At 68.6% G+C, this 17,953-nt stretch carries 14 protein-coding genes and 1 pseudogene; 6 read left to right on the top strand and 9 right to left on the bottom strand.

From position 1 onward, the window contains the following. Nucleotides 1-58: 58 nt before the first annotated feature. From ectB to BUR28_RS01040, 6 genes are all read left to right on the top strand, one after another. Nucleotides 59-1,348 carry a diaminobutyrate--2-oxoglutarate transaminase gene (gene ectB, locus BUR28_RS01065; protein WP_074218424.1) on the top strand — a complete coding sequence of 430 codons (1,290 nt, stop codon included), beginning with the start codon at nt 59-61 and terminating at the stop codon, nt 1,346-1,348. 4 nt (nt 1,349-1,352) lie between these two features. Then, on the top strand, nt 1,353-1,748 hold the full coding sequence (locus BUR28_RS01060) for an ectoine synthase (RefSeq protein WP_074218423.1): 396 nt from the start codon (nt 1,353-1,355) through the stop codon (nt 1,746-1,748). A 52-nt stretch (nt 1,749-1,800) separates the two neighbouring features. Beyond that, entirely contained in the window at nt 1,801-3,234 is a 1,434-nt protein-coding gene (locus BUR28_RS01055; protein WP_074218422.1) for an aspartate kinase, read from the top strand. Between the two features lie 261 nt (nt 3,235-3,495). Beyond that, a complete protein-coding gene (locus BUR28_RS01050; protein WP_074218421.1) occupies nt 3,496-4,710 on the top strand; it encodes an ABC transporter substrate-binding protein in 1,215 nt (404 codons plus the stop codon). A 4-nt stretch (nt 4,711-4,714) separates the two neighbouring features. Then, complete coding sequence (locus BUR28_RS01045; RefSeq protein ID WP_074218420.1) at nt 4,715-6,400, top strand: ABC transporter permease; 1,686 nt, start codon at nt 4,715-4,717, stop codon at nt 6,398-6,400. Further along, entirely contained in the window at nt 6,397-7,032 is a 636-nt protein-coding gene (locus BUR28_RS01040) for an ATP-binding cassette domain-containing protein (RefSeq protein ID WP_074218419.1), read from the top strand. The genes BUR28_RS01045 and BUR28_RS01040 overlap by 4 nt, the downstream gene beginning before the upstream one ends. Before the next feature lie 208 nt (nt 7,033-7,240). Here the strand turns inward: BUR28_RS01040 and BUR28_RS01035 are convergent, their stop codons facing one another. The 9 genes and pseudogenes from BUR28_RS01035 to BUR28_RS00995 form a co-directional block, all read right to left on the bottom strand. Next, nucleotides 7,241-7,684 carry an ion channel gene (locus BUR28_RS01035; RefSeq protein WP_074218418.1) on the bottom strand — a complete coding sequence of 148 codons (444 nt, stop codon included), beginning with the start codon at nt 7,682-7,684 and terminating at the stop codon, nt 7,241-7,243. A gap of 45 nt (nt 7,685-7,729) precedes the next feature. Continuing rightward, complete coding sequence (locus tag BUR28_RS01030) at nt 7,730-7,978, bottom strand: acyl carrier protein (protein ID WP_074218417.1); 249 nt, start codon at nt 7,976-7,978, stop codon at nt 7,730-7,732. Then, a complete protein-coding gene (locus BUR28_RS01025) occupies nt 7,975-9,177 on the bottom strand; it encodes a dihydrolipoamide acetyltransferase family protein (RefSeq protein ID WP_074218416.1) in 1,203 nt (400 codons plus the stop codon). Before BUR28_RS01025 ends, BUR28_RS01030 begins: the two co-directional genes overlap by 4 nt. Before the next feature lie 4 nt (nt 9,178-9,181). Next, the gene (gene pdhA, locus BUR28_RS01020) at nt 9,182-11,179 is read right to left on the bottom strand and encodes a pyruvate dehydrogenase (acetyl-transferring) E1 component subunit alpha (RefSeq protein ID WP_074218415.1); all 1,998 of its coding nucleotides are present in this window, start codon (nt 11,177-11,179) and stop codon (nt 9,182-9,184) included. Next, nucleotides 11,176-12,915 (bottom strand): acetate--CoA ligase, encoded by a 1,740-nt coding sequence (gene acsA, locus BUR28_RS01015; protein ID WP_074218414.1) that lies wholly within the window; start codon nt 12,913-12,915, stop codon nt 11,176-11,178. The genes pdhA and acsA overlap by 4 nt, the downstream gene beginning before the upstream one ends. Before the next feature lie 32 nt (nt 12,916-12,947). Beyond that, nucleotides 12,948-15,229, bottom strand: a pseudogene (ppsA, locus tag BUR28_RS01010) (phosphoenolpyruvate synthase). Between the two features lie 206 nt (nt 15,230-15,435). Beyond that, nucleotides 15,436-16,089, bottom strand: coding sequence for a 3-oxoacid CoA-transferase subunit B (locus BUR28_RS01005; RefSeq protein ID WP_074218413.1), 654 nt, complete (start codon nt 16,087-16,089; stop codon nt 15,436-15,438). After that, nucleotides 16,089-16,742 carry a CoA transferase subunit A gene (locus tag BUR28_RS01000; protein WP_074218412.1) on the bottom strand — a complete coding sequence of 218 codons (654 nt, stop codon included), beginning with the start codon at nt 16,740-16,742 and terminating at the stop codon, nt 16,089-16,091. The genes BUR28_RS01005 and BUR28_RS01000 overlap by 1 nt, the downstream gene beginning before the upstream one ends. Continuing rightward, a complete protein-coding gene (locus BUR28_RS00995; protein WP_074218411.1) occupies nt 16,739-17,953 on the bottom strand; it encodes an acetate/propionate family kinase in 1,215 nt (404 codons plus the stop codon). Before BUR28_RS00995 ends, BUR28_RS01000 begins: the two co-directional genes overlap by 4 nt.

The following is a 17,953-nucleotide window of genomic DNA, read 5'->3' as shown; positions in this document are numbered from 1 at the left end:
CGCCGCGCGACCGACGCAGCCCGCCCGTTTCACGAGAGAGAGATCAAAAGGATCCCCCATGTCGACTGTCGAGACAGCCGAAACAAATATCTATTCCCGCCGCGAATCCGAGGTGCGCTCCTACTGCCGCAGCTTCCCCGTGAGCTTTTCCAAGGCACAGGGTGCGACGCTGACGGATGCCGACGGCAACACCTATATCGACTTCCTTGCCGGATGCTCGTCGCTGAACTATGGGCATAACGACCCGGACATGAAAGCGGCGCTGCTGGACCACATCCAGCGCGACGGCATCGCGCACGCGCTCGACATGCATACCGAGGAGAAGGCGGCGTTCCTGGAGACGTTCGAGCACCTGATCCTCAAGCCTCGCGGCATGGATCACCGTGTGATGATGACCGGTCCGACGGGCACCAACGCCGTCGAGGCGGCGATCAAGCTCGCCCGCAAGGTGACGGGCCGCAAGAATGTCGTCGCCTTCACCAACGGCTTCCACGGCATGACGCTGGGGGCCCTGGCGCTGACCGGCAACCGCGGCAAGCGCGCGGGCGGTGGCGGCGTGTCGCTGCCCGACGTGACCCACCTGCCCTACGAGAACAGCATGGGCGACGACGTCGACACGCTGGAACTGGCCGACACGCTGCTGTCGAACCCCTCGTCCGGGATCGAGCCGCCCGCGGCCTTCATCGTTGAACTCGTGCAGGGCGAAGGCGGGCTCAATGCCGCGTCCTGCGAATGGGTGCAGGGAATCGCCCGGCTGGCGAAACAGCACGGCGCGCTGCTCATCGTGGACGACATCCAGGCTGGCATGGGCCGGACCGGCAGCTTCTTCAGCTTCGACCATATGGGCGTCGAGCCGGACATGGTGACGCTGGCGAAATCGCTGTCGGGCTTCGGGCTGCCCTTTGCCTGCACGCTTGTGCGCCCCGAGCATGACATCTGGAAACCGGCCGAGCACAACGGCACGTTCCGCGGAAACACCCATGCCTTCGTGACCGCGAAGGTCGCGCTGGAGAAATTCTGGTCGGATGACACGCTGCGCAACCAGATCGCGCTCAAGTCGCAGGTCCTCGAAGAACGGCTGCACAACATCGCCGCCCGGATCGAAGGCGCCCGGATCAAGGGGCGCGGAATGATGCGCGGCGTCGATGTGGGCAGCGGCGAACTGGCCGACCGGATCTGCGCGGAATGCTTTCGCCGCGGTCTGATCATCGAGACCTCGGGCGCCCATGACGAGGTGGTCAAGGTTCTGGCGCCGCTGACCATCCCGATGGAGGAGTTCCGCGCCGGGCTCGACATACTCGACCAGTCTGTGGAGACGCTGCTCCCTTTTAACGTGGCGGCGGAGTGAACCAATGATTGTACGCGACTTTCACAAGCTCAAGGACACGAGCCGCGCGATCTCGGACGCCCAGTGGACCTCCGTGCGGATGTTACTGGCAGATGACGGGATGGGGTTTTCGTTCCACATCACCACGCTCTATGCCGGCAGCGAGCACACGTTCCACTACAAGAACCACTTCGAGAGCGTCTACTGCATCTCGGGGCGCGGTCAGATCACCGATCTTGCCAGCGGCGAGACCTTCAATATCCGGCCCGGCGTGATGTATGCGCTCGACCAGCATGACAAGCACACGATCCGCGCCGACGAAGACCTGGTGATGGCGTGCTGCTTCAACCCGCCGGTGACAGGCACCGAGGTTCACCGCGAAGACGGCTCCTACGCCTCGGCAGACGAGCTTTCCGGCTGACCATTCCAGAACGAGGACGCCCCCGGGGCCAACCCGGGCGGCGCGAGATACAGTGACCCATCCCAGACATACCGTCGAGAAGATCGGCGGCACCTCCATGAGCCGTGTCCACGAGCTGTGCGACACGCTCTTCATCGACGACCGCGAGGGGGCCGATCTCTACAACCGCATCTTCGTCGTGTCGGCCTTCGCCGGCATCACCAACCTGCTGCTCGAACACAAGAAGACCGACGAACCGGGCGTCTATGCGCTGTTTTGCAACGCGGACAACGACCAGGGATGGTCGGACGCGCTGAACCGCGTGGCCGAGGCGATGCGCGAGGCGCATGGGGCGATCCTCGACCACCCCGGCGACCGCGCCGCCGCGGACGATTTCGTGCGCGAGCGGATCGAAGGCGCGCGCTCTTGCCTGATCGATCTGCAGCGGCTCTGCTCCTACGGCCATTTCCGCCTGGCCAGCCACATGACGGTGATCCGCGAACTGCTCTCGGGCCTCGGCGAAGCGCATTCGGCCTTCGTGACCGCGACACTGCTGCGCCGCCGCGGGGTCGACGCGCGCTTCATCGACCTGTCGGGCTGGCGCGACGAGGGCGACCACAGCCTCGAGGACCGGATCGTCGAGGGGCTGCGCGACGTCGACCTGACGCGCGAGATGCCCATCGTCACCGGCTACGCGCAATGCGCCGAGGGCCTGATGCAGGAGTTCGACCGCGGCTATTCCGAGGTCACGTTTTCCAAGATCGCGGTGCTGACCGGTGCCGCCGAAGCCATAATCCACAAGGAATTTCACCTCTCCTCCGCCGACCCCAAGATCGTCGGGGAAGAAAACGTGGTGAAGCTTGGCCACACCAACTATGACGTGGCCGACCAGCTCTCGAACATGGGAATGGAGGCGGTGCATCCCAAGGCCGCGAAGATGCTGCGCCAGGCCGGCATCCCGCTGCGCGTGACCAACGCCTTCGAACCGCACGATCCGGGCACCCTGATCGACGAGGCCGTGGCCGAAGAGCCGCGGGTCGAGATGGTGACCGGGCTCGGCGTCTACGCGCTGGAACTGTTCGAGCAGGACATGGTCGGCGTGAAGGGGTATGACAGCGGCATCCTCGATGTGTTGACGCGCCACAAGGTGTGGATCGTTGCTAAGACCTCGAACGCCAACACGATCACGCACTATGTCAACGCGCCGCTGAAATCGGTACGGCGCGTGGAACGCGACCTGGAAGAGCGGTTCCCGAACGCCACCCTCAAGGCGCGCAACCTCGCAGTGGTTGCAGCGATAGGGCGCGAGCTGTCGGGCCTGAAGGTGCTGTCGCGCGGGCTGGCCGCGCTGGAGGCGGCCGATATCGAACTTGTCGCGGTGCAGCAGACGACCCGCGATGTCGACGCGCAGTTCGTGGTGCCCCGCAGCCAGATGGACGACGCGATTCGCGCCCTGCATGCGGTGCTCGTCGAGGAAAAAAAGTCCCAGCCGCGGCTCGCGGCGTGACCTGACGGACAGATGACGGATGAAGGCCCCGCCCCGGCGGGGCTTTCGCGTTTCGAGCCCTCCCGCCCCCGGCCGGCGCGCGGCGGATGCCGCGCTTGTCCGGCGTTGGGCGGGGCGCGCGGGCCAAGGCCCGCGCGCGCCTCCGGCGGGAGTATTTCTGCCAAGAAGACGACCGCGTGCACGGATTCTTGTGCGCGCGCTATTTCGTCCGGGCGCCCGGTCTTGGCATAAGGCGGTAGGAGTCATTGCCGGAGAGCCGTCATGCTGCATCGCCTTCTCGGACTGGCCGCGCTGGTCGCCGTGGTCCTTTCGACGCCGGGTCGCGCCGACCCCGATCCCGCCGACTGGGACGCGGTTCTGGCCGAGGCACGGGGCCAGACCGTCTACTGGAACGCCTGGGGCGGGGCGACGGCCACCAACGCGTTCATCCGCTGGGCCGGCGAAGTGGTGGAAGACCGCTTCGGCGTCCGGGTGGAGCATGTGAAGCTGGCCGATACCGCCGACGCCGTCAGCCGGGTGCTAGCCGAGAAGACCGCCGGCAAGGACACGGGCAGCGCCATCGACCTGGTCTGGGTCAACGGACCCAACTTCTCGGCGCTGAAGGAGAACGCCCTTCTGTTCGGCCCCTGGGCGGAAGACCTGCCCAACTGGCGCTATGTCGATATCGAGGGAAAGCCCGCGGTCACCAACGACTTCACGGTACCCACCGACGGCCTGGAGAGCCCATGGGCGATGGCGCAAGTGGTCTTCTACCACGACACGGCGCGGCTGCCCGCGCCGCCGCGGACCATGCCCGCCCTGCTGGCCTGGGCCGAGGCCAATCCCGGCCGGTTCACCTATCCGCAACCGCCGGATTTCCTGGGCCTCACCTTTCTGAAACAGGCGCTTTACGGGCTGGCAGAGGAGCCGGCGCTGTTGCAGCGGCCCGCGGGAGAAGTGGACTATACCGACGTCACCGCACCGCTCTGGGCGTTCCTGGAGGGGCTCACGCCACATCTTTGGCGGGAGGGACGCGCCTATCCGCCAAGCGGCCCGCGCCAGTTGCAGATGATGGCCGACGGCGAGATCGACCTTGCGATTTCCTTCTCGCCGGGCGAAGCCTCGACGGCCATCGCCAACGGTCAATTGCCCGATACGGTGCGCACCTACGTGCCGGAGGGCGGCACGATCGGCAATGCCAGCTTCGTGGCGATCCCCTACAACGCCACGGCCAAGGCCGGCGCGATGGTGCTGGCCAACTTCCTGCTGTCCCCGGAGGCGCAGGCGCGCGCGCAGGACCCCGACGTTCTGGGCTATGGCACGGTGCTGGCGATGAACAAGCTGAGCGCGGCGGACCGGGCTCGGTTCGACGCGCTGAACCTCGGCATCGCGACGCTGCCGCCGGACGCGCTGGGCCCGGCCCTCCCCGAGCCGCACCCGTCCTGGATGACGCGGATCGAGGCGGACTGGACCGAACGGTTCGGCGTGACCGAGTGAGCCGATGCGCCCGTTGCGCGCCGCGCCGCTGATCACGGTTGTCGCCATGCTAGGTCCGATCGTGGCGGGCCTGCTGGGAACGGTCTTGCCTGCGGTCGGGCTCCTGCCCGCGCTGGGCGGGACCTCGGTGAGCCTCGCTCCCTTTGCGGCACTCGCGGCCTGGCCGGGGCTGCCCGGCGCGGTGGCACTGTCGCTGGGCACCGGCCTTGGGGCCACCGCTCTCTCGCTCGCTGTAGTGATCCTGTTCGTCGCGGGCTGGCAGGGAACGCGGGCGATGGCGGTGCTGGAGCGCGCGCTGTCGCCGCTGTTGTCGGTGCCGCATGCCGCGGCGGCCTTCGGGCTCGCCTTCCTGATCGCGCCGTCGGGCTGGATCGCGCGGGCGCTGTCACCTTGGGCGACGGGCTGGGAGCGCCCGCCGGATCTGTTGATCCTGCAGGACCCCTGGGGCGCGACGATGGTGGCCGGCCTCGTCGCCAAGGAGACGCCCTTCCTGCTTCTGATGACGCTGGCCGCGTTGCCGCAAGCGCAGCCGGCCCGCCGCGTGACCATCGCCCGCGCGCTTGGCTACGGGCGGGTGACGGGCTGGCTGAAGGCGGTGTTTCCGGCGGTCTATTCGCAGATTCGGTTGCCGGTCTACGCGGTCCTTGCGTATTCGATGTCGGTGGTGGACGTGGCGATCATCCTCGCCCCCGCCACACCGCCGCCGCTGGCGGTGCAGGTGGTGCGCTGGATGGCCGACCCGGACCTTGCACTCCGGTTCCAGGCCGCGGCGGGGGCCGTGCTGCAACTGGCGCTGGTGCTTGGTGCTCTGGGGCTCTGGCACATAGCAGAGATCGCTGCGGCGCGGGCCGGCCGGGGCTGGGCGGAGGCCGGTGCGCGGCGCCACGGCGAGGCCGCGCTACGGGGGCTGGGCCTCGGGCTTGCCACGCTCGCGGCGCTGGCGGTGATCGCCGGGTTGGGGGTTCTCGCGCTCTGGTCGGTGGCCGGGTTCTGGGCCTTTCCGGGCGCTCTTCCCGACGCAGTCTCCGTCGCGACGTGGGCCCGGGACGGCCCGGCACTCGTCGATCCCACCCGCGACACGATCCTGATCGCGGCGGCAGCCACGGCCCTGGCGCTGGTCCTCACGCTCGCCTGCCTGGAGGCCGAGTACCGCTTCGGCGTCGTGCCCGGAGGGCGTAGCCTCTGGCTGTTGTACCTCCCGCTTCTCGTGCCGCAGGTCGCGTTCCTGCCCGGGCTGCAGACCTTCGCGCTCATGGCAGGAGCCGAGACGGGCATGGGCGCGGTGATCTTCGGTCACCTGGTCTTTGTGCTTCCATATGTCTTCCTCGCACTCGCTGCCCCCTGGCGCGCCTGGGACACGCGCCACGCAACCGTGGCCGCGGCGCTGGGGGCGGGGCCTTGGCGCGTCTTTGCTACGGTGCGACTGCCGATGCTTCTGGCCCCCACCCTGACCGCCGCGGCGGTCGGGTTCGCTGTGTCGGTGGGGCAATACCTTCCGACGCTTCTGATCGGCGGCGGGCGGGTGCAGACACTGACGACCGAGGCCGTGGCGCTCGCCTCGGGGGGCGACCGCCGGGTGATCGGGGCGACCGCCCTCGCCCAGACCGGGGTGGTGGTGCTCGGCTTCGCACTGGCGCTGGCGGCACCCCGGATCGCCTGGGCGAACCGCCGAAAGATGCGCGCCACATGAGACGGGGGCTGGTCCTGGACGGGCTGCGCATCGCGCGCCACGGCCAAGCGCTCGTCGCGATGGACGCGACAGTGGCGCCCGGAGAGGTGCTCAGCGTCATGGGCCCGTCGGGGGTCGGCAAGTCGACGCTGCTGGCGGGCATCATGGGCACGCTGCCGCCAGGGTTCACACTTTCCGGCCGGGTCCTTCTGGACGGGCGCGACGTCACGAAGCTGCCGCCCGAGGCGCGGCACATCGGCATTCTCTACCAGGAAGAGTTGCTGTTCCCGCATCTCAGCGTCGGCGGCAACCTGGCCTTCGCCCTGCCCCGCAGCCTGCGCGGCCGTGCCGCCCGGCGCGCCAGGGTCGAGGCGACACTGGCCGAGATCGGGCTGGACGGGTTTGCCGGGCGCGACCCGGCAACTCTGTCGGGCGGGCAGAAGGCGCGCGTCGCGCTGATGCGGATGCTTCTTGGCGAACCGCGGGCGCTGCTGCTCGACGAACCGTTCTCGAGACTCGACGCCGCGCTGCGCGCCCAGATCCAGGGCCTGGTCTTCGACCGGGCTGCGGAGCGCGGACTGCCGGTTCTGCTCGTCACCCATGACCCGGCCGATGCCGAGGCGGCCGGGGGGCCGGTCGTGCGGCTTGGATAGGAGGCGCTCCCGCCCCAGTCCCGCGCGAGGCAGCGCCCCGCTTGTCCGGCTTTGGGCGTGGCGCGGACCTGTCGGGGCGCGCGGCGGCCGCAAGGGCCGCCGGAAAGATGACATAACGGAAGGCACACTCCGGAAGCGGCACGGCTCGACCGCGCGCAGTGCCAGACGTTATGCGCCAAGGTCCCGCATTCTTGCAGGACGCATGCGCTCAGCGCTCGTCCACCCTGCCGCGCACCTGTTCTGACCGGACCCGGCGCAGCGACTCGACGAGGAGCGCGGTATAGAGACCGATGTTCAGCAAGCCGTTCGCCGCGGTCATTCCGCCGAGGATACGCCATTGCTCCGGCAGGAGGATGTCCCCGAAGCCAAGCGTGGTAAAGGCCACCAGGGAGAAATACGTTGCAGGTTCCAGCGTGTCGAACACGCCAAGATGGACGAACGCGAAGGCCCAGAGCCAAACGGAGGCCGTCATCGCCGACAGCACCACGAACACGGAGCCGATCAGCACCATGACGAGGCGCGGCGCGTGGGAGCGGCGCAGGAGCCAGGGATTGGCTCGCGTGATCACCGTCTCGGCGATCCAGAATCCACCCGCTGCGATCAGGATCGTGAGGATGATCAAGACCGTGCCGAGGACGACCTGAATCAGCATGGCCCAAGCTTTCGCCGAAACCGGGACGCGGGTCCAGCCCCGGGCTCAGGCCGCGAGCCGCCCCGCGAGATAGGGGACGGCGAGGCGCAGGGTCGCGATCTGCGGATAGTCGGCTTCGGGGATGTCGACGCCCGTCGCCTTGTGCAGCGCGGCCACCAGGTTCAGCACGTCCATCGAATCGAGTTCGAGGTCGTCCTGCAGGTGGTCGTCGGGGCCGATCTCGTCAGCCGACAGATCGGGCGCGACATCGGTGAGCGCGGCCAGGTAGGCGGCGCGGAGTTCGTATTCGGTCATAGCTCCTCCGGGTGTTGCAGGCGCTGGTCGATCTCGGCGAGGAACTTCGCGCCGACGCGCCCGTCGCTTGCGCGGTGATCGGCGGCGAGCGAGGCGGTGACGGTCTCGCGCAGCGCCACCTGGCCGCCGCGGGCGGCCGGCGCGGCGGCGGGCGTGCCGAAGCCGACCAGCGCGACCTGGGGCGGGTAGATGATGCCGGCCATCGCCTCGACGCCCTTCTCGCCCAGGCTCGACAGCGTCAGCGTGCCGTCGGTCAGCTCGGAACTCCGGAGCCGCCCGGCGCGCGCCCGGGCCACCACGTCGCGCATCGCCGCCATCATCTCGTCAAGGGTGAGCGTCTGCGCATCGCGGATCGCCGGCGCGATCAGCCCGCCGCCGCGCAGGACGACGGCCATGCCCAGATGCACGCTGTCGGCCGGGCGGAAACCCTCGGGCCCGTAATGCCCGTTGACGGCTTTCGCGCCATGGGCGGCACGCGCCGTCGCCTTGGCGAGCAGCGCGCCCATCAGCAGGCGGCGCTCCGGCGGGCGGGCGGCATTGGTCTCGGCCAGCCAGTCGGTGGCGGCCTGGAGGTCAATGCGATGGAACAGGTAGTAATGCGGGATCTCGCGCTTGGACTTGGCCATCGCCGCGGCGATCGCCTTGCGCATCTCGGCGCGGGGATCGGAGGCGCTTTCCGGTTCCACCGGAACCTGCGCCGCGTCCGGCGCCGCCGCGGCGTCGACATCGGCCAGGACGATGGCCCCGCCCGGCCCGGTTCCGGTCAGGCCGGCAAGGTCGATGCCGCGTTCGGCGGCGAGCGCCCTGGCGGCCGGCGAGGCGGCGATACCGGCGGGAGGCAACGGCGCGGGTGTCGCGGGGCGGGCCGGCGAGGCCGCCGTCGCCGCATCCGGGGCGGGCGGGGCCGCTTGCGGCTCTGCTGCGGTCGGGGCGGGCGCTGGCGGCGGCTCGGCGGCCGGTTCCCCTTCGCCGCGGATCAGCGCGAGCGGGGCACCCACGGGCAGCTTCTGGCCGATCTCGGCCTCCAACCGCTCCACCGTGCCGCTTTCGAAGATCTCGATCTCGATGGCGCCCTTCTGGGTCTCGACCACGGCGACGATATCGCCCCGCTTCACGGTGTCGCCAGGTGCGACCAGCCATTCGGTAAGCGTGCCGGCCTCCATGTCGGCGCCGAGCGAGGGCATGGTGAAGACGCCCATCGCCTCAGCCCTTCCCCAGCGTGGCCTTCGCCGCCGCAACGATGCCGGCGACCTGCGGGATCGCCGCCTCTTCCAGGTGCTTCGGATAGGGGATCGGCACCTCCTCGGCGCAGACACGCGCCAGCGGCGCATCCAGCGACCAGAAGCAGCGCTCGTTGATCCGGGCGATGATCTCGGCCGCAAGCGACCCGCTGCGCCAGCCCTCATCCACGACGACAGCCCGGCGCGTGCGGTTCACGCTCTCCGCAAGGGTGTCCTCGTTCAGCGGGCGCAGGGACCGCAGGTCGATCACCTCGGCCTCGATTCCCTGGTCCACCAGTGCCTCGGCTGCGTCCATGACCTTCCAGAGCGAACCGCCATAGGTGATGAGTGTGACATCCCTGCCGGGCCGCCGGATCGCCGCGCGGTCGATCTCGACCGGGCCGGAAGCGGCGTCGATCTCGCCCTCGCGGTTGTAGAGCATGACGTTCTCGAAGATCAGCACCGGGTCGGGATCCTCGATCGCGGTCCACAGCATGCCGCGGGCATCCTCCAGCGTGGCCGGGGCCAGCACGCGCAGGCCGGGGATATGGGCGAACCAGCCTTCCAGCGAATGGGAATGCTGAGCGGCGAGCTGCTTGCCCGCCCCGGTCGCCATGCGGATCACGACGGGGCAGCCGAACTGCCCGCCCGACATGTGCCTCAGCGTGGCGGCGGTGTTCAGGATCTGGTCGAGCGCGAGCAGCGAGAAGTTCACCGTCATCACCTCGACGATCGGGCGCATCCCGGCGGCCGCAGCCCCGATGCCCGCGCCGGTGAACCCCGATTCCGAAAGCGGCGTGTCGCGGATGCGGTCCTCGCCGAATTCGGCCATCAGCCCCTTGGAAACGGCGTAGCAGCCGCCATAGGCGCCGACGTCCTCGCCCATCAGGAACACCCTCTCGTCGCGCTGCAGCGCGTCGCGGATGCCCTGCTTGACCGCTTCGCGATAGGTCATGGTCACGGTCTCGCCCGAGGGTTCGGGCGCGGGCGGAGGCGGCGGGCGGTCCTCGGCCATGACGTGCCGGGTCAGGCTCTCGACCGGCTCCAGTTCGCTTCGCTCGGCAAAGGAAAGGGCCGCGTCGATCTCGGCCGCGACCTGCTGCTCGATGCCCGTCACGTCCGCCTCGTGGATCAGGCCGTTCTGCAACAGCCAGGTCCGGAATTTCACGATGGGACCCTTCTGGCGCCAGTCCTCGACCTCCGCCTTGTCGCGGTAGAGCTGGGCGTCGAACATCGAATGCGCCCGGAAGCGGTAGGTTTTCGCCTCCAGGAACACCGGCTTCCCGGTCTCGCGGATACGCGCCAAAGCCAGCCGCGCGGCGGCCTCGACCGCGACGACGTCCATGCCGTCGACCGTCTGCGCCTCCATCCCGTAGCTTTCGGCCTTCCGGGTCAATTCGGTCTGCGCCTCGGTGCGCGCCAGCGCCGAACCCATGGCATAGCCGTTGTTCTCGCAGACGAAGAGGACGGGCAGCCCCCAGAGTTGGGCAAGGTTCATCGCTTCGTGGAACTCGCCCTCGGCGATCGCGCCCTCGCCGAAGAAGCAGGCGGTGACATGCGGCGCGCCCTGCATCTGGTCGGCCAGCGCGAGGCCCACGGCCAGCGGCAACCCGCCGCCCACGATGGCGTTCCCGCCATAGAAATTGTGCGCGGCGTCGAAGATGTGCATCGACCCGCCCCGCCCGCCGGAACTGCCGGAGGCCTTGCCGAACATCTCGGCCATCACCGCGTTCATCGGCACGCCGCGGGCCAGCGCGTGGCCGTGTTCGCGATAGGTGGCGACGATGCGGTCGCCGGGCGCCAGCACCGGGATCACGCCCGCCGCGATGGCCTCCTCGCCGTCGTAGAGATGAAGGAATCCGCGGATCTTTTCCTGCGTGTAGGCTTCGGCGCAGCGGTCCTCGAACTGGCGGATGCGGATCATGTGGCGCAAGAGCTCAAGGACATGCGCGCGGGTGAGATGGGGTTTGTCGCCGGTCATGACTCGTCGCTCTCCAGCGTGGAAATGTCCCCCTCGGGCAGGCCCAGCTCGCGCGCCTTCAACAGGCGACGCATGATCTTGCCGGACCGCGTCTTGGGCAGGGACTTGCGGAACACCACCTCGCGGGGCGCGACGGCGGCGCCGAGTCGCTTGCGCGCGTGGCCGCGGATGGATTTTTCGAGGTCCTCGGAGGGTTCGAAGCCGGGGTTGAGGCAGACATAGGCGCGCACCACCTCTCCGGCGGTCTCGTCGGGCAGGCCGATCACGCCGGCCTCGGCCACCGCCTCGTGCTCGATCAGCGCGCTTTCCACCTCGAAGGGGCCGATCAGGTGGCCCGAGGTCTTGATCAGGTCGTCGGCGCGGCCCACGAACCAGAAATAGCCGTCCGCGTCCCGCATCGCGAGATCGCCGGTCAGGTACCAGCCGCCGACGAAGGCCTTCTTGTAGCGGGTCTCCTCGTGCAGATAGGCGCGCATCATCGAGGGCCAGCCGGGGCGCAGGGCCAGTTCGCCGATCTCGCCCTCCTTGCACTCCTGAACGCCATCGCCGTCGCGCGCGACGATCCCCGCCACCTGCCCCGGCAGCGGCTTGCCCATCGAGCCGGGCTTGATGTCCATGGCCTGGGTGTTGGCGATGACGATGCCGCCGGTCTCGGTCTGCCACCAGTTGTCGTGGAACGGCCGCCCGAAGACCCGGTTGCCCCAGACCACCGCCTCGGGGTTCAACGGCTCGCCCACGCTGGCGAGGAAGCGCAGCGCCGAGAAATCGTAAGGCGCGGCGGCATCATCGCCCGCCCGCATCATCATCCGGATCGCGGTGGGCGCGGTGTACCAGATCTCGATCCGCTCGCGCTGAAGCTGGCCGTACCAGCGGTCGAGGTCGAACTCCGCCTCGTCGACCAGCATGTGCACCCGGTTCACCAGCGGCGCGATGATCCCGTAGGAGGTGCCGGTCACCCAGCCCGGATCGGCGGTGCACCAGTAGCGCCGCCCCGGCGCCATCTGGAGCGCGTATCTGCCGGTCATCGCGTGATAGGCGACCGCGCCGTGGACATGGACCGCGCCCTTGGGCTTGCCGGTCGTGCCGGAGGTGAAGTGGATCAGCGCGGTATCCTCGGGGTCCATCGGCACCGGGGCGAAATCGGAGGAGGCCGCGGCCATCGCGGGGCCCAGCGCGACGCAGCCCTCGGGCGCGTCCTCGCCGACGATGAGGACGAGTTTCAGCGAGGGGATGTCCTGCCGCAATCCGGCGATCTTGCGCCGGTAGATCGAGGCGGTAGTGACCAGTGCGTTGGCCGCGCCGATCTCCATTCTCGTGCGGATCGGTTGCGGCCCGAATGCGGAGAAGAGCGGCGAGAAGGTCAGCCCCGCCTTCAGCGTGCCGAGCGCGGCGATGTAAAGCTCCGCCTTGCGGCCCATCAGGCCGTAAAGCCGGTCACCGACGCCCAGCCCGTGGGCGTGGAGCACATTGGCAAAGCGCGCGGTCTCGGCCCGAAGATCCTCGTAGGTCAATTCGCGCCGTGCGCCGTCCTTGCCGAGCCATGTCATCGCGGGGTCCTGCCCGTGGCCGGCGGCGACGTGACGGTCCAGCGCCTCATGCGCGATGTTGAGCTTGCCGCCGGGCAGCCCGTCCAGCATCGCCCGCGCATCGTCCCAGGTGAAGCGCGCGCGGATCTCCTCGGTCAGCGCGGCGCCGGCGCGGACGTCATCGGGTTTCGGAATCGTCTCGAACGCCATGTCTCCTCCTCCCATGGCTTCAAGGGGTCAGGTCATCGCTCGGCCTCCGCCACGTTGCGCTTGACCGCGAGAAAGCTGTCGGGCGTGACCGAGATCGTGTCGATGCCGTAGCCGACCAGAAGGCGCGCGAACTCGGGGTCGTTGGACGGCGCCTGCCCGCAGAAGCCGACCTTGCAACCCGCCGCATGCGCCCGCTCGATCACCGACTTGATCATCCACTGGACCGCTTCGTTGCGCTCGTCGAAAAGCTCGGCCAGTTCGCCGGAATCCCGGTCCACGCCCAGGGTGAGTTGGGTGAGGTCGTTCGACCCGATCGAGAAGCCGTCGAACCTCTTGGCGAACTCCTCGGCGAGGATCACGTTCGAGGGCACCTCGCACATCACGTAGACCTGAAGGCCACTCTCGCCGCGCTCCAGCCCGTTCGCGGCCATCACATCGAGCACGCGGTTGGCCTCCTCCGGCGTGCGGCAGAACGGGATCATGACGATGACATTGTCGAAGCCCATCGCGTCGCGCAGGCGCCGGATCGCCTGGCATTCCAGCGCGAAGCCGGGCGCGTAGGCATCCGAGTAGTAGCGCGAAGCGCCGCGGAAGCCGATCATCGGGTTCTCTTCCTTGGGCTCGAAGCCCTGCCCACCCAGAAGCTCGGCATATTCGTTGGTCTTGAAATCGCTCATCCGCACGATGACCGGCTCGGGATAGACCGGCGCGGCGATCCGCGACAGGCCCATCGCCAGCTTCTCGATGAAGAACTCGCGCTTGTCGGCATAGCCGGCGGTCAGGGCGTCGATCTTCTCTCGGGTCTCGTCGTCCAGCGTTTCGGGATGGATCAGCGCCATCGGATGCGCCTTGATCGCGTTGTTGACCACGAATTCCATCCGGGCGAGCCCGACGCCGGCCGAGGGCAGCCGCCACCAGCGCACCGCGGCGGCCGGGTTCGCCATGTTCAGCATCACCCGGGTCTTGGTCTCGGGCACGTCCGAGAGCGCAATATCCTTGACGGAATAGGCGGCGATGCCGTCGTAGACATACCCGGTCTCGCCATCGGCGCAGGACACCGTCACCTCCTGCTCGTCATGCAGGATGTGGGTGGCATTGCCGGTGCCGACGATGGCCGGCAGGCCAAGCTCGCGACTCACGATGGCGGCATGGCTGGTGCGCCCGCCGTGATCGGTGACGATGGCCGCCGCGCGCTTCATGATCGGCACCCAGTCGGGATCGGTGATCGAGGTCACCAGGATCGCGCCGTCGACGAAACGATCGATATCCTTGGCGCTTTCGATCACGCAGACATGGCCCGAGGCAACCGCGGCCCCGACCGAGAGCCCGGTCAGCAGCGTCTTGCCCTTGTTATGGATCGTGTAGCTGCGGAAGCCCGCCGCGTCGGCGCGGGACTGCACGGTTTCGGGGCGCGCCTGCACTATGAAAAGCTCGCCCGTGTCGCCGTCGCGCGCCCACTCCATGTCCATCGGACAGCCGTAATGCGTCTCGATGATCGCGGCCATGCGGGCGAGGTCGAGGATCTCGGCATCCGACAGCACGAAGGCCCCGCGCTCGGCCTTGGACGTCGGCACGTTGCGCGTGGCCTGGCCATCGCGGCCGTAGATCATCTTCTTTTCCTTGGCGCCCAGCCCCTTTTCCAGGATCGGGGTCAGATCCTGCCGGTCGAGGAAGGGCTTGTAGACCTGGTATTCGTCGGGCGTCACCGCGCCCTGCACCACGTTCTCGCCCAGCCCCCAGGCGGCGTTGAGCAGCACGATGTCGGGATAGCCCGTCTCGGTGTCGAGCGAGAACATAACCCCCGCCCCCCGGTATCGGCGCGCACCATGCGCTGCACGCCCACCGAAAGCGCCACCTGAGCGTGGTCGAAGCCCTTGGCCTGGCGGTAGCTGATCGCCCGGTCGGTGAAGAGCGAGGCGAAGCAGCGCCGGCAGGCGGCCAGGAGCGCCTCTGGCCCGCGGACGTTCAGATAGGTCTCCTGCTGGCCGGCGAAGCTGGCATCGGGCAGGTCCTCGGCGGTGGCGGAGCTGCGCACCGCCACCGGTACGTCCTCAACCCCGGCGCGGTCGGACAGCGCGGCATAAGCGCTTTTGACTTCCTCGAGGATGTCGTCCGGCCAATGCCCCTCGTGGATCATCCGCCGGATCGTGGTGCCCGCCTCGTGCAACTCGATCCGGTGCGCCGCGAGCGCCGCTAGCGTCTCGGCGATGCGCGCGTCCAGATCGTTGTGGCGAAGATAGGCGCGGTAGGCGTCGGCGGTTGTGGCGAAACCGCCCGGCACCCGGATGCCGCGGCCGGCCAGTTCGGCCACCATCTCGCCAAGCGAAGCGTTCTTGCCGCCAACGGTCGCCACGTCGCCCCGGCGCAACTGCTCGAACCATCTCACGTGGCCGGCCATGGATTCCTCCTCCTCCGTCCGGTCGCTGCAGGGACCGAGCGTAGGGGCGGCCCGAACGCGCCCGCGTTGATCCTTGTCAAGGCAGCCCTGTGGACAGGCGGTTACGCGGCCTGGCCCGGCGGTCAGGAGAGCTGCATCTCGGGAACGTCGCCCTCGATGCGTAGGCTCGCCGCGGTGGCGGCCAGCACGTCGTCGACGCTGACGCCGGGGCCCGTCTCGCGCAGCACGAGTCCGTCCTCGGTAGGTTCGATAACCGCCATCTCGGTCACGATCAGGCTGACGCGGCGGTCGGCGGTCAGCGGCAGGTCGCATTCCGGCACGATCTTCGGCGCGCCCTTGGCGGCGTGCACCATGGCGACGATCACGCGCTTGGCCCCGGCCACAAGGTCCATCGCGCCGCCCATGCCGGGAACCATCTTGCCCGGCACCATCCAGTTCGCCAGATGCCCCTTTTCGTCGACCTGAAGGCCCCCCAGCACCGTCATGTCGAGATGCCCGCCTCGGATCAGGCCGAAGCTCATCGCGCTGTCTATGGACGCGGCGCCCGGCACCGCAGTCACGAACCCGCCGCCCGCGTCCGTCAGGTCACGATCCTCCATCCCCTCGGGCGGGCGCGCACCAAGACCGATGACGCCGTTTTCCGCCTGGAAGAACACGTGAAGATCGTCGGGCACGTAATTCGCCACCATCGAGGGCAGGCCGATCCCGAGATTGACAAGCATGCCCTCCCGGACCTCCTGCGCCACGCGGCGGGCGATGATCTCTTTCGCGTCCATCACGCGGCCCTTTCAAGGATGTGGTCGACCAGCACGCCCGGTGTCTTGACGGCATCGGGCGAAATCACACCCACGGGCATGATGTGGTGGGGTTCCGCGATCACCGTCTCGGCCCCCATCGCCATGATCGGATTGAAATTATGCGCGGTCAGCGTGTATTCGAGATTGCCCACGTAATCGGCCTGCCGCGCCGCGAGCAGCGCGAAATCGCCGCGAATCGGCAGTTCCAGCAGGTATTTGCGGCCCTCGATTTCGAGCACCTGCTTGCTCTCCTCGACCGTGGTGCCGATGCCCGTATGGGTCAGCACGCCGCCCAAGCCCACGCCGGCCGCGCGGATGCGTTCGACCAGCGTGCCCTGGGGCACCAGCTCGATCTCCATCTCGCCGTCCATCATCCTCTTCTGGGCGACCGGGTTCAGCCCGATATGGCTCACGACGCATTTCGCCACGAGCCCTGCGTCGATCAGCTTGCCCACGCCCTCGCCCGGGCGGCAGGTGTCGTTGCAGACCACGGTCAGCCCGCCCACCCCGCGCGCCGCGATGGCATCGATCAGACGGTGGGGCGAGCCCACCCCCATGAAGCCGCCGACCAGCAGCACCGACCCTTCGGGGATCATCTCGGCCGCCTCTTCGGGCTTGATCGCGCGTTTCATTCCGCCGCGTCCTTTCGTTCGGCCACCATGTCGCGCGCCGCGCGGGCGATGACGAGTTCCTCGTTGGTGGGGATGACGAGGATCCGCACGCGGCTGAAATCGGTCGAGATGAGCTGTTCGCCGCGCTGGTTGCGACCTTCGTCGAGTTCCATGCCGATCCAGTCCATCCCGGCGCAGACCTTCTCGCGGATATGGGCCGAGTTCTCGCCGATGCCGCCGGTGAAGATCAGGGTGCTGAGGCCGCCCAGCGCAGCGGCCAGCGCACCGAGTTCGCGTCGGATGCGGAACACGAAATAGGCGATGGCCTCGCGTGCGCGTTCGTTGTCCTTCGCGGCGGCCTCGAGCGTGCGCATGTCGTTCGAGAGTTCCGAAAGGCCCAGCAACCCGGACTCCTTGTAGAGCAGGTCCTGGATCTCGGCCGCGCTCATCCCCTCGGTCTGCAGCATGTATAGCAAAACGCCGGGGTCGAGCTGGCCGCAGCGGGTGCCCATCGGCAGCCCGTCGAGCGCGGTGAAACCCATCGACGAGGCGACCGAGCGCCCGCCCATCAGCCCGCACATCGAGGCACCGTTGCCGAGATGGGCCACGATGGTCCGGCCCATGTGCAGATGCGGCGCGATCTCGGCCAGCTTCCCCGCGATATAGTCGTAGCTGAGCCCGTGAAAGCCGTAGCGCCGCACGCCCTGGTCGTAATACTTGCGCGGGATCGCGAAGGTGTCGTTGACCCAGGGGTGGTGGCGGTGAAAGGCGGTATCGAAACAGGCGACCTGCACCGCGTCGGGGAACAGGTCGAATGCCGCGCGCACTCCCGAGAGGTTGTGGGGCTGGTGCAAGGGTGCCAGCGGCTGGAACTCGGCGAGCCGTTGCATCACCTCGTCGGTTAGTTCGACCGGAGCGTCGAAGTCGGGGCCGCCATGCACGACGCGGTGGCCGACTGCGGCGAACCGGGCGTCGGGCCGCTGCGCACGCAGGAACGCGACGACCTCGCCCAGCGCGGCGGCATGGTCGGGGACGTGGTTGCGGCCGAACTCCTCATCGACCAGCACCGTGCCGTCCGGCCCCCTGGCGCGGATATGGGCGCGTTCCCCGGCGCCGATCCGCTCGACGAGGCCGACGATCCGGGCCTCGGGGTCGGCGCCGTCGTCCCGCAACTGGAAATAACCGAACTTCAGCGAGGACGACCCGGCGTTCAGCGTCAGCGCGTGGGGCAT

This window comes from Rhodovulum sp. ES.010, assembly GCF_900142935.1.
GTDB lineage: Bacteria > Pseudomonadota > Alphaproteobacteria > Rhodobacterales > Rhodobacteraceae > Rhodovulum.
The sequence above is the reverse complement of the archived record's forward strand: the minus strand, read 5'-3'. Positions and strand labels throughout refer to the sequence as shown.

Bases quoted from the DNA above. Each gene is read 5' to 3' on its own strand.
- ectB (WP_074218424.1), top strand. From the start codon at position 59: ATGTCGACTGTCGAGACAGCCGAAACAAATATCTATTCCCGCCGCGAA.
- BUR28_RS01060 (WP_074218423.1), top strand. From the start codon at position 1,353: ATGATTGTACGCGACTTTCACAAGCTCAAGGACACGAGCCGCGCGATC.
- BUR28_RS01050 (WP_074218421.1), top strand. From the start codon at position 3,496: ATGCTGCATCGCCTTCTCGGACTGGCCGCGCTGGTCGCCGTGGTCCTT.
- BUR28_RS01045 (WP_074218420.1), top strand. From the start codon at position 4,715: ATGCGCCCGTTGCGCGCCGCGCCGCTGATCACGGTTGTCGCCATGCTA.
- BUR28_RS01040 (WP_074218419.1), top strand. From the start codon at position 6,397: ATGAGACGGGGGCTGGTCCTGGACGGGCTGCGCATCGCGCGCCACGGC.
- BUR28_RS01035 (WP_074218418.1), bottom strand. From the start codon at position 7,684: ATGCTGATTCAGGTCGTCCTCGGCACGGTCTTGATCATCCTCACGATC.
- BUR28_RS01030 (WP_074218417.1), bottom strand. From the start codon at position 7,978: ATGACCGAATACGAACTCCGCGCCGCCTACCTGGCCGCGCTCACCGAT.
- BUR28_RS01025 (WP_074218416.1), bottom strand. From the start codon at position 9,177: ATGGGCGTCTTCACCATGCCCTCGCTCGGCGCCGACATGGAGGCCGGC.
- pdhA (WP_074218415.1), bottom strand. From the start codon at position 11,179: ATGACCGGCGACAAACCCCATCTCACCCGCGCGCATGTCCTTGAGCTC.
- acsA (WP_074218414.1), bottom strand. From the start codon at position 12,915: ATGGCGTTCGAGACGATTCCGAAACCCGATGACGTCCGCGCCGGCGCC.
- BUR28_RS01005 (WP_074218413.1), bottom strand. From the start codon at position 16,089: ATGGACGCGAAAGAGATCATCGCCCGCCGCGTGGCGCAGGAGGTCCGG.
- BUR28_RS01000 (WP_074218412.1), bottom strand. From the start codon at position 16,742: ATGAAACGCGCGATCAAGCCCGAAGAGGCGGCCGAGATGATCCCCGAA.
- BUR28_RS00995 (WP_074218411.1), bottom strand. From the start codon at position 17,953: ATGCCCCACGCGCTGACGCTGAACGCCGGGTCGTCCTCGCTGAAGTTC.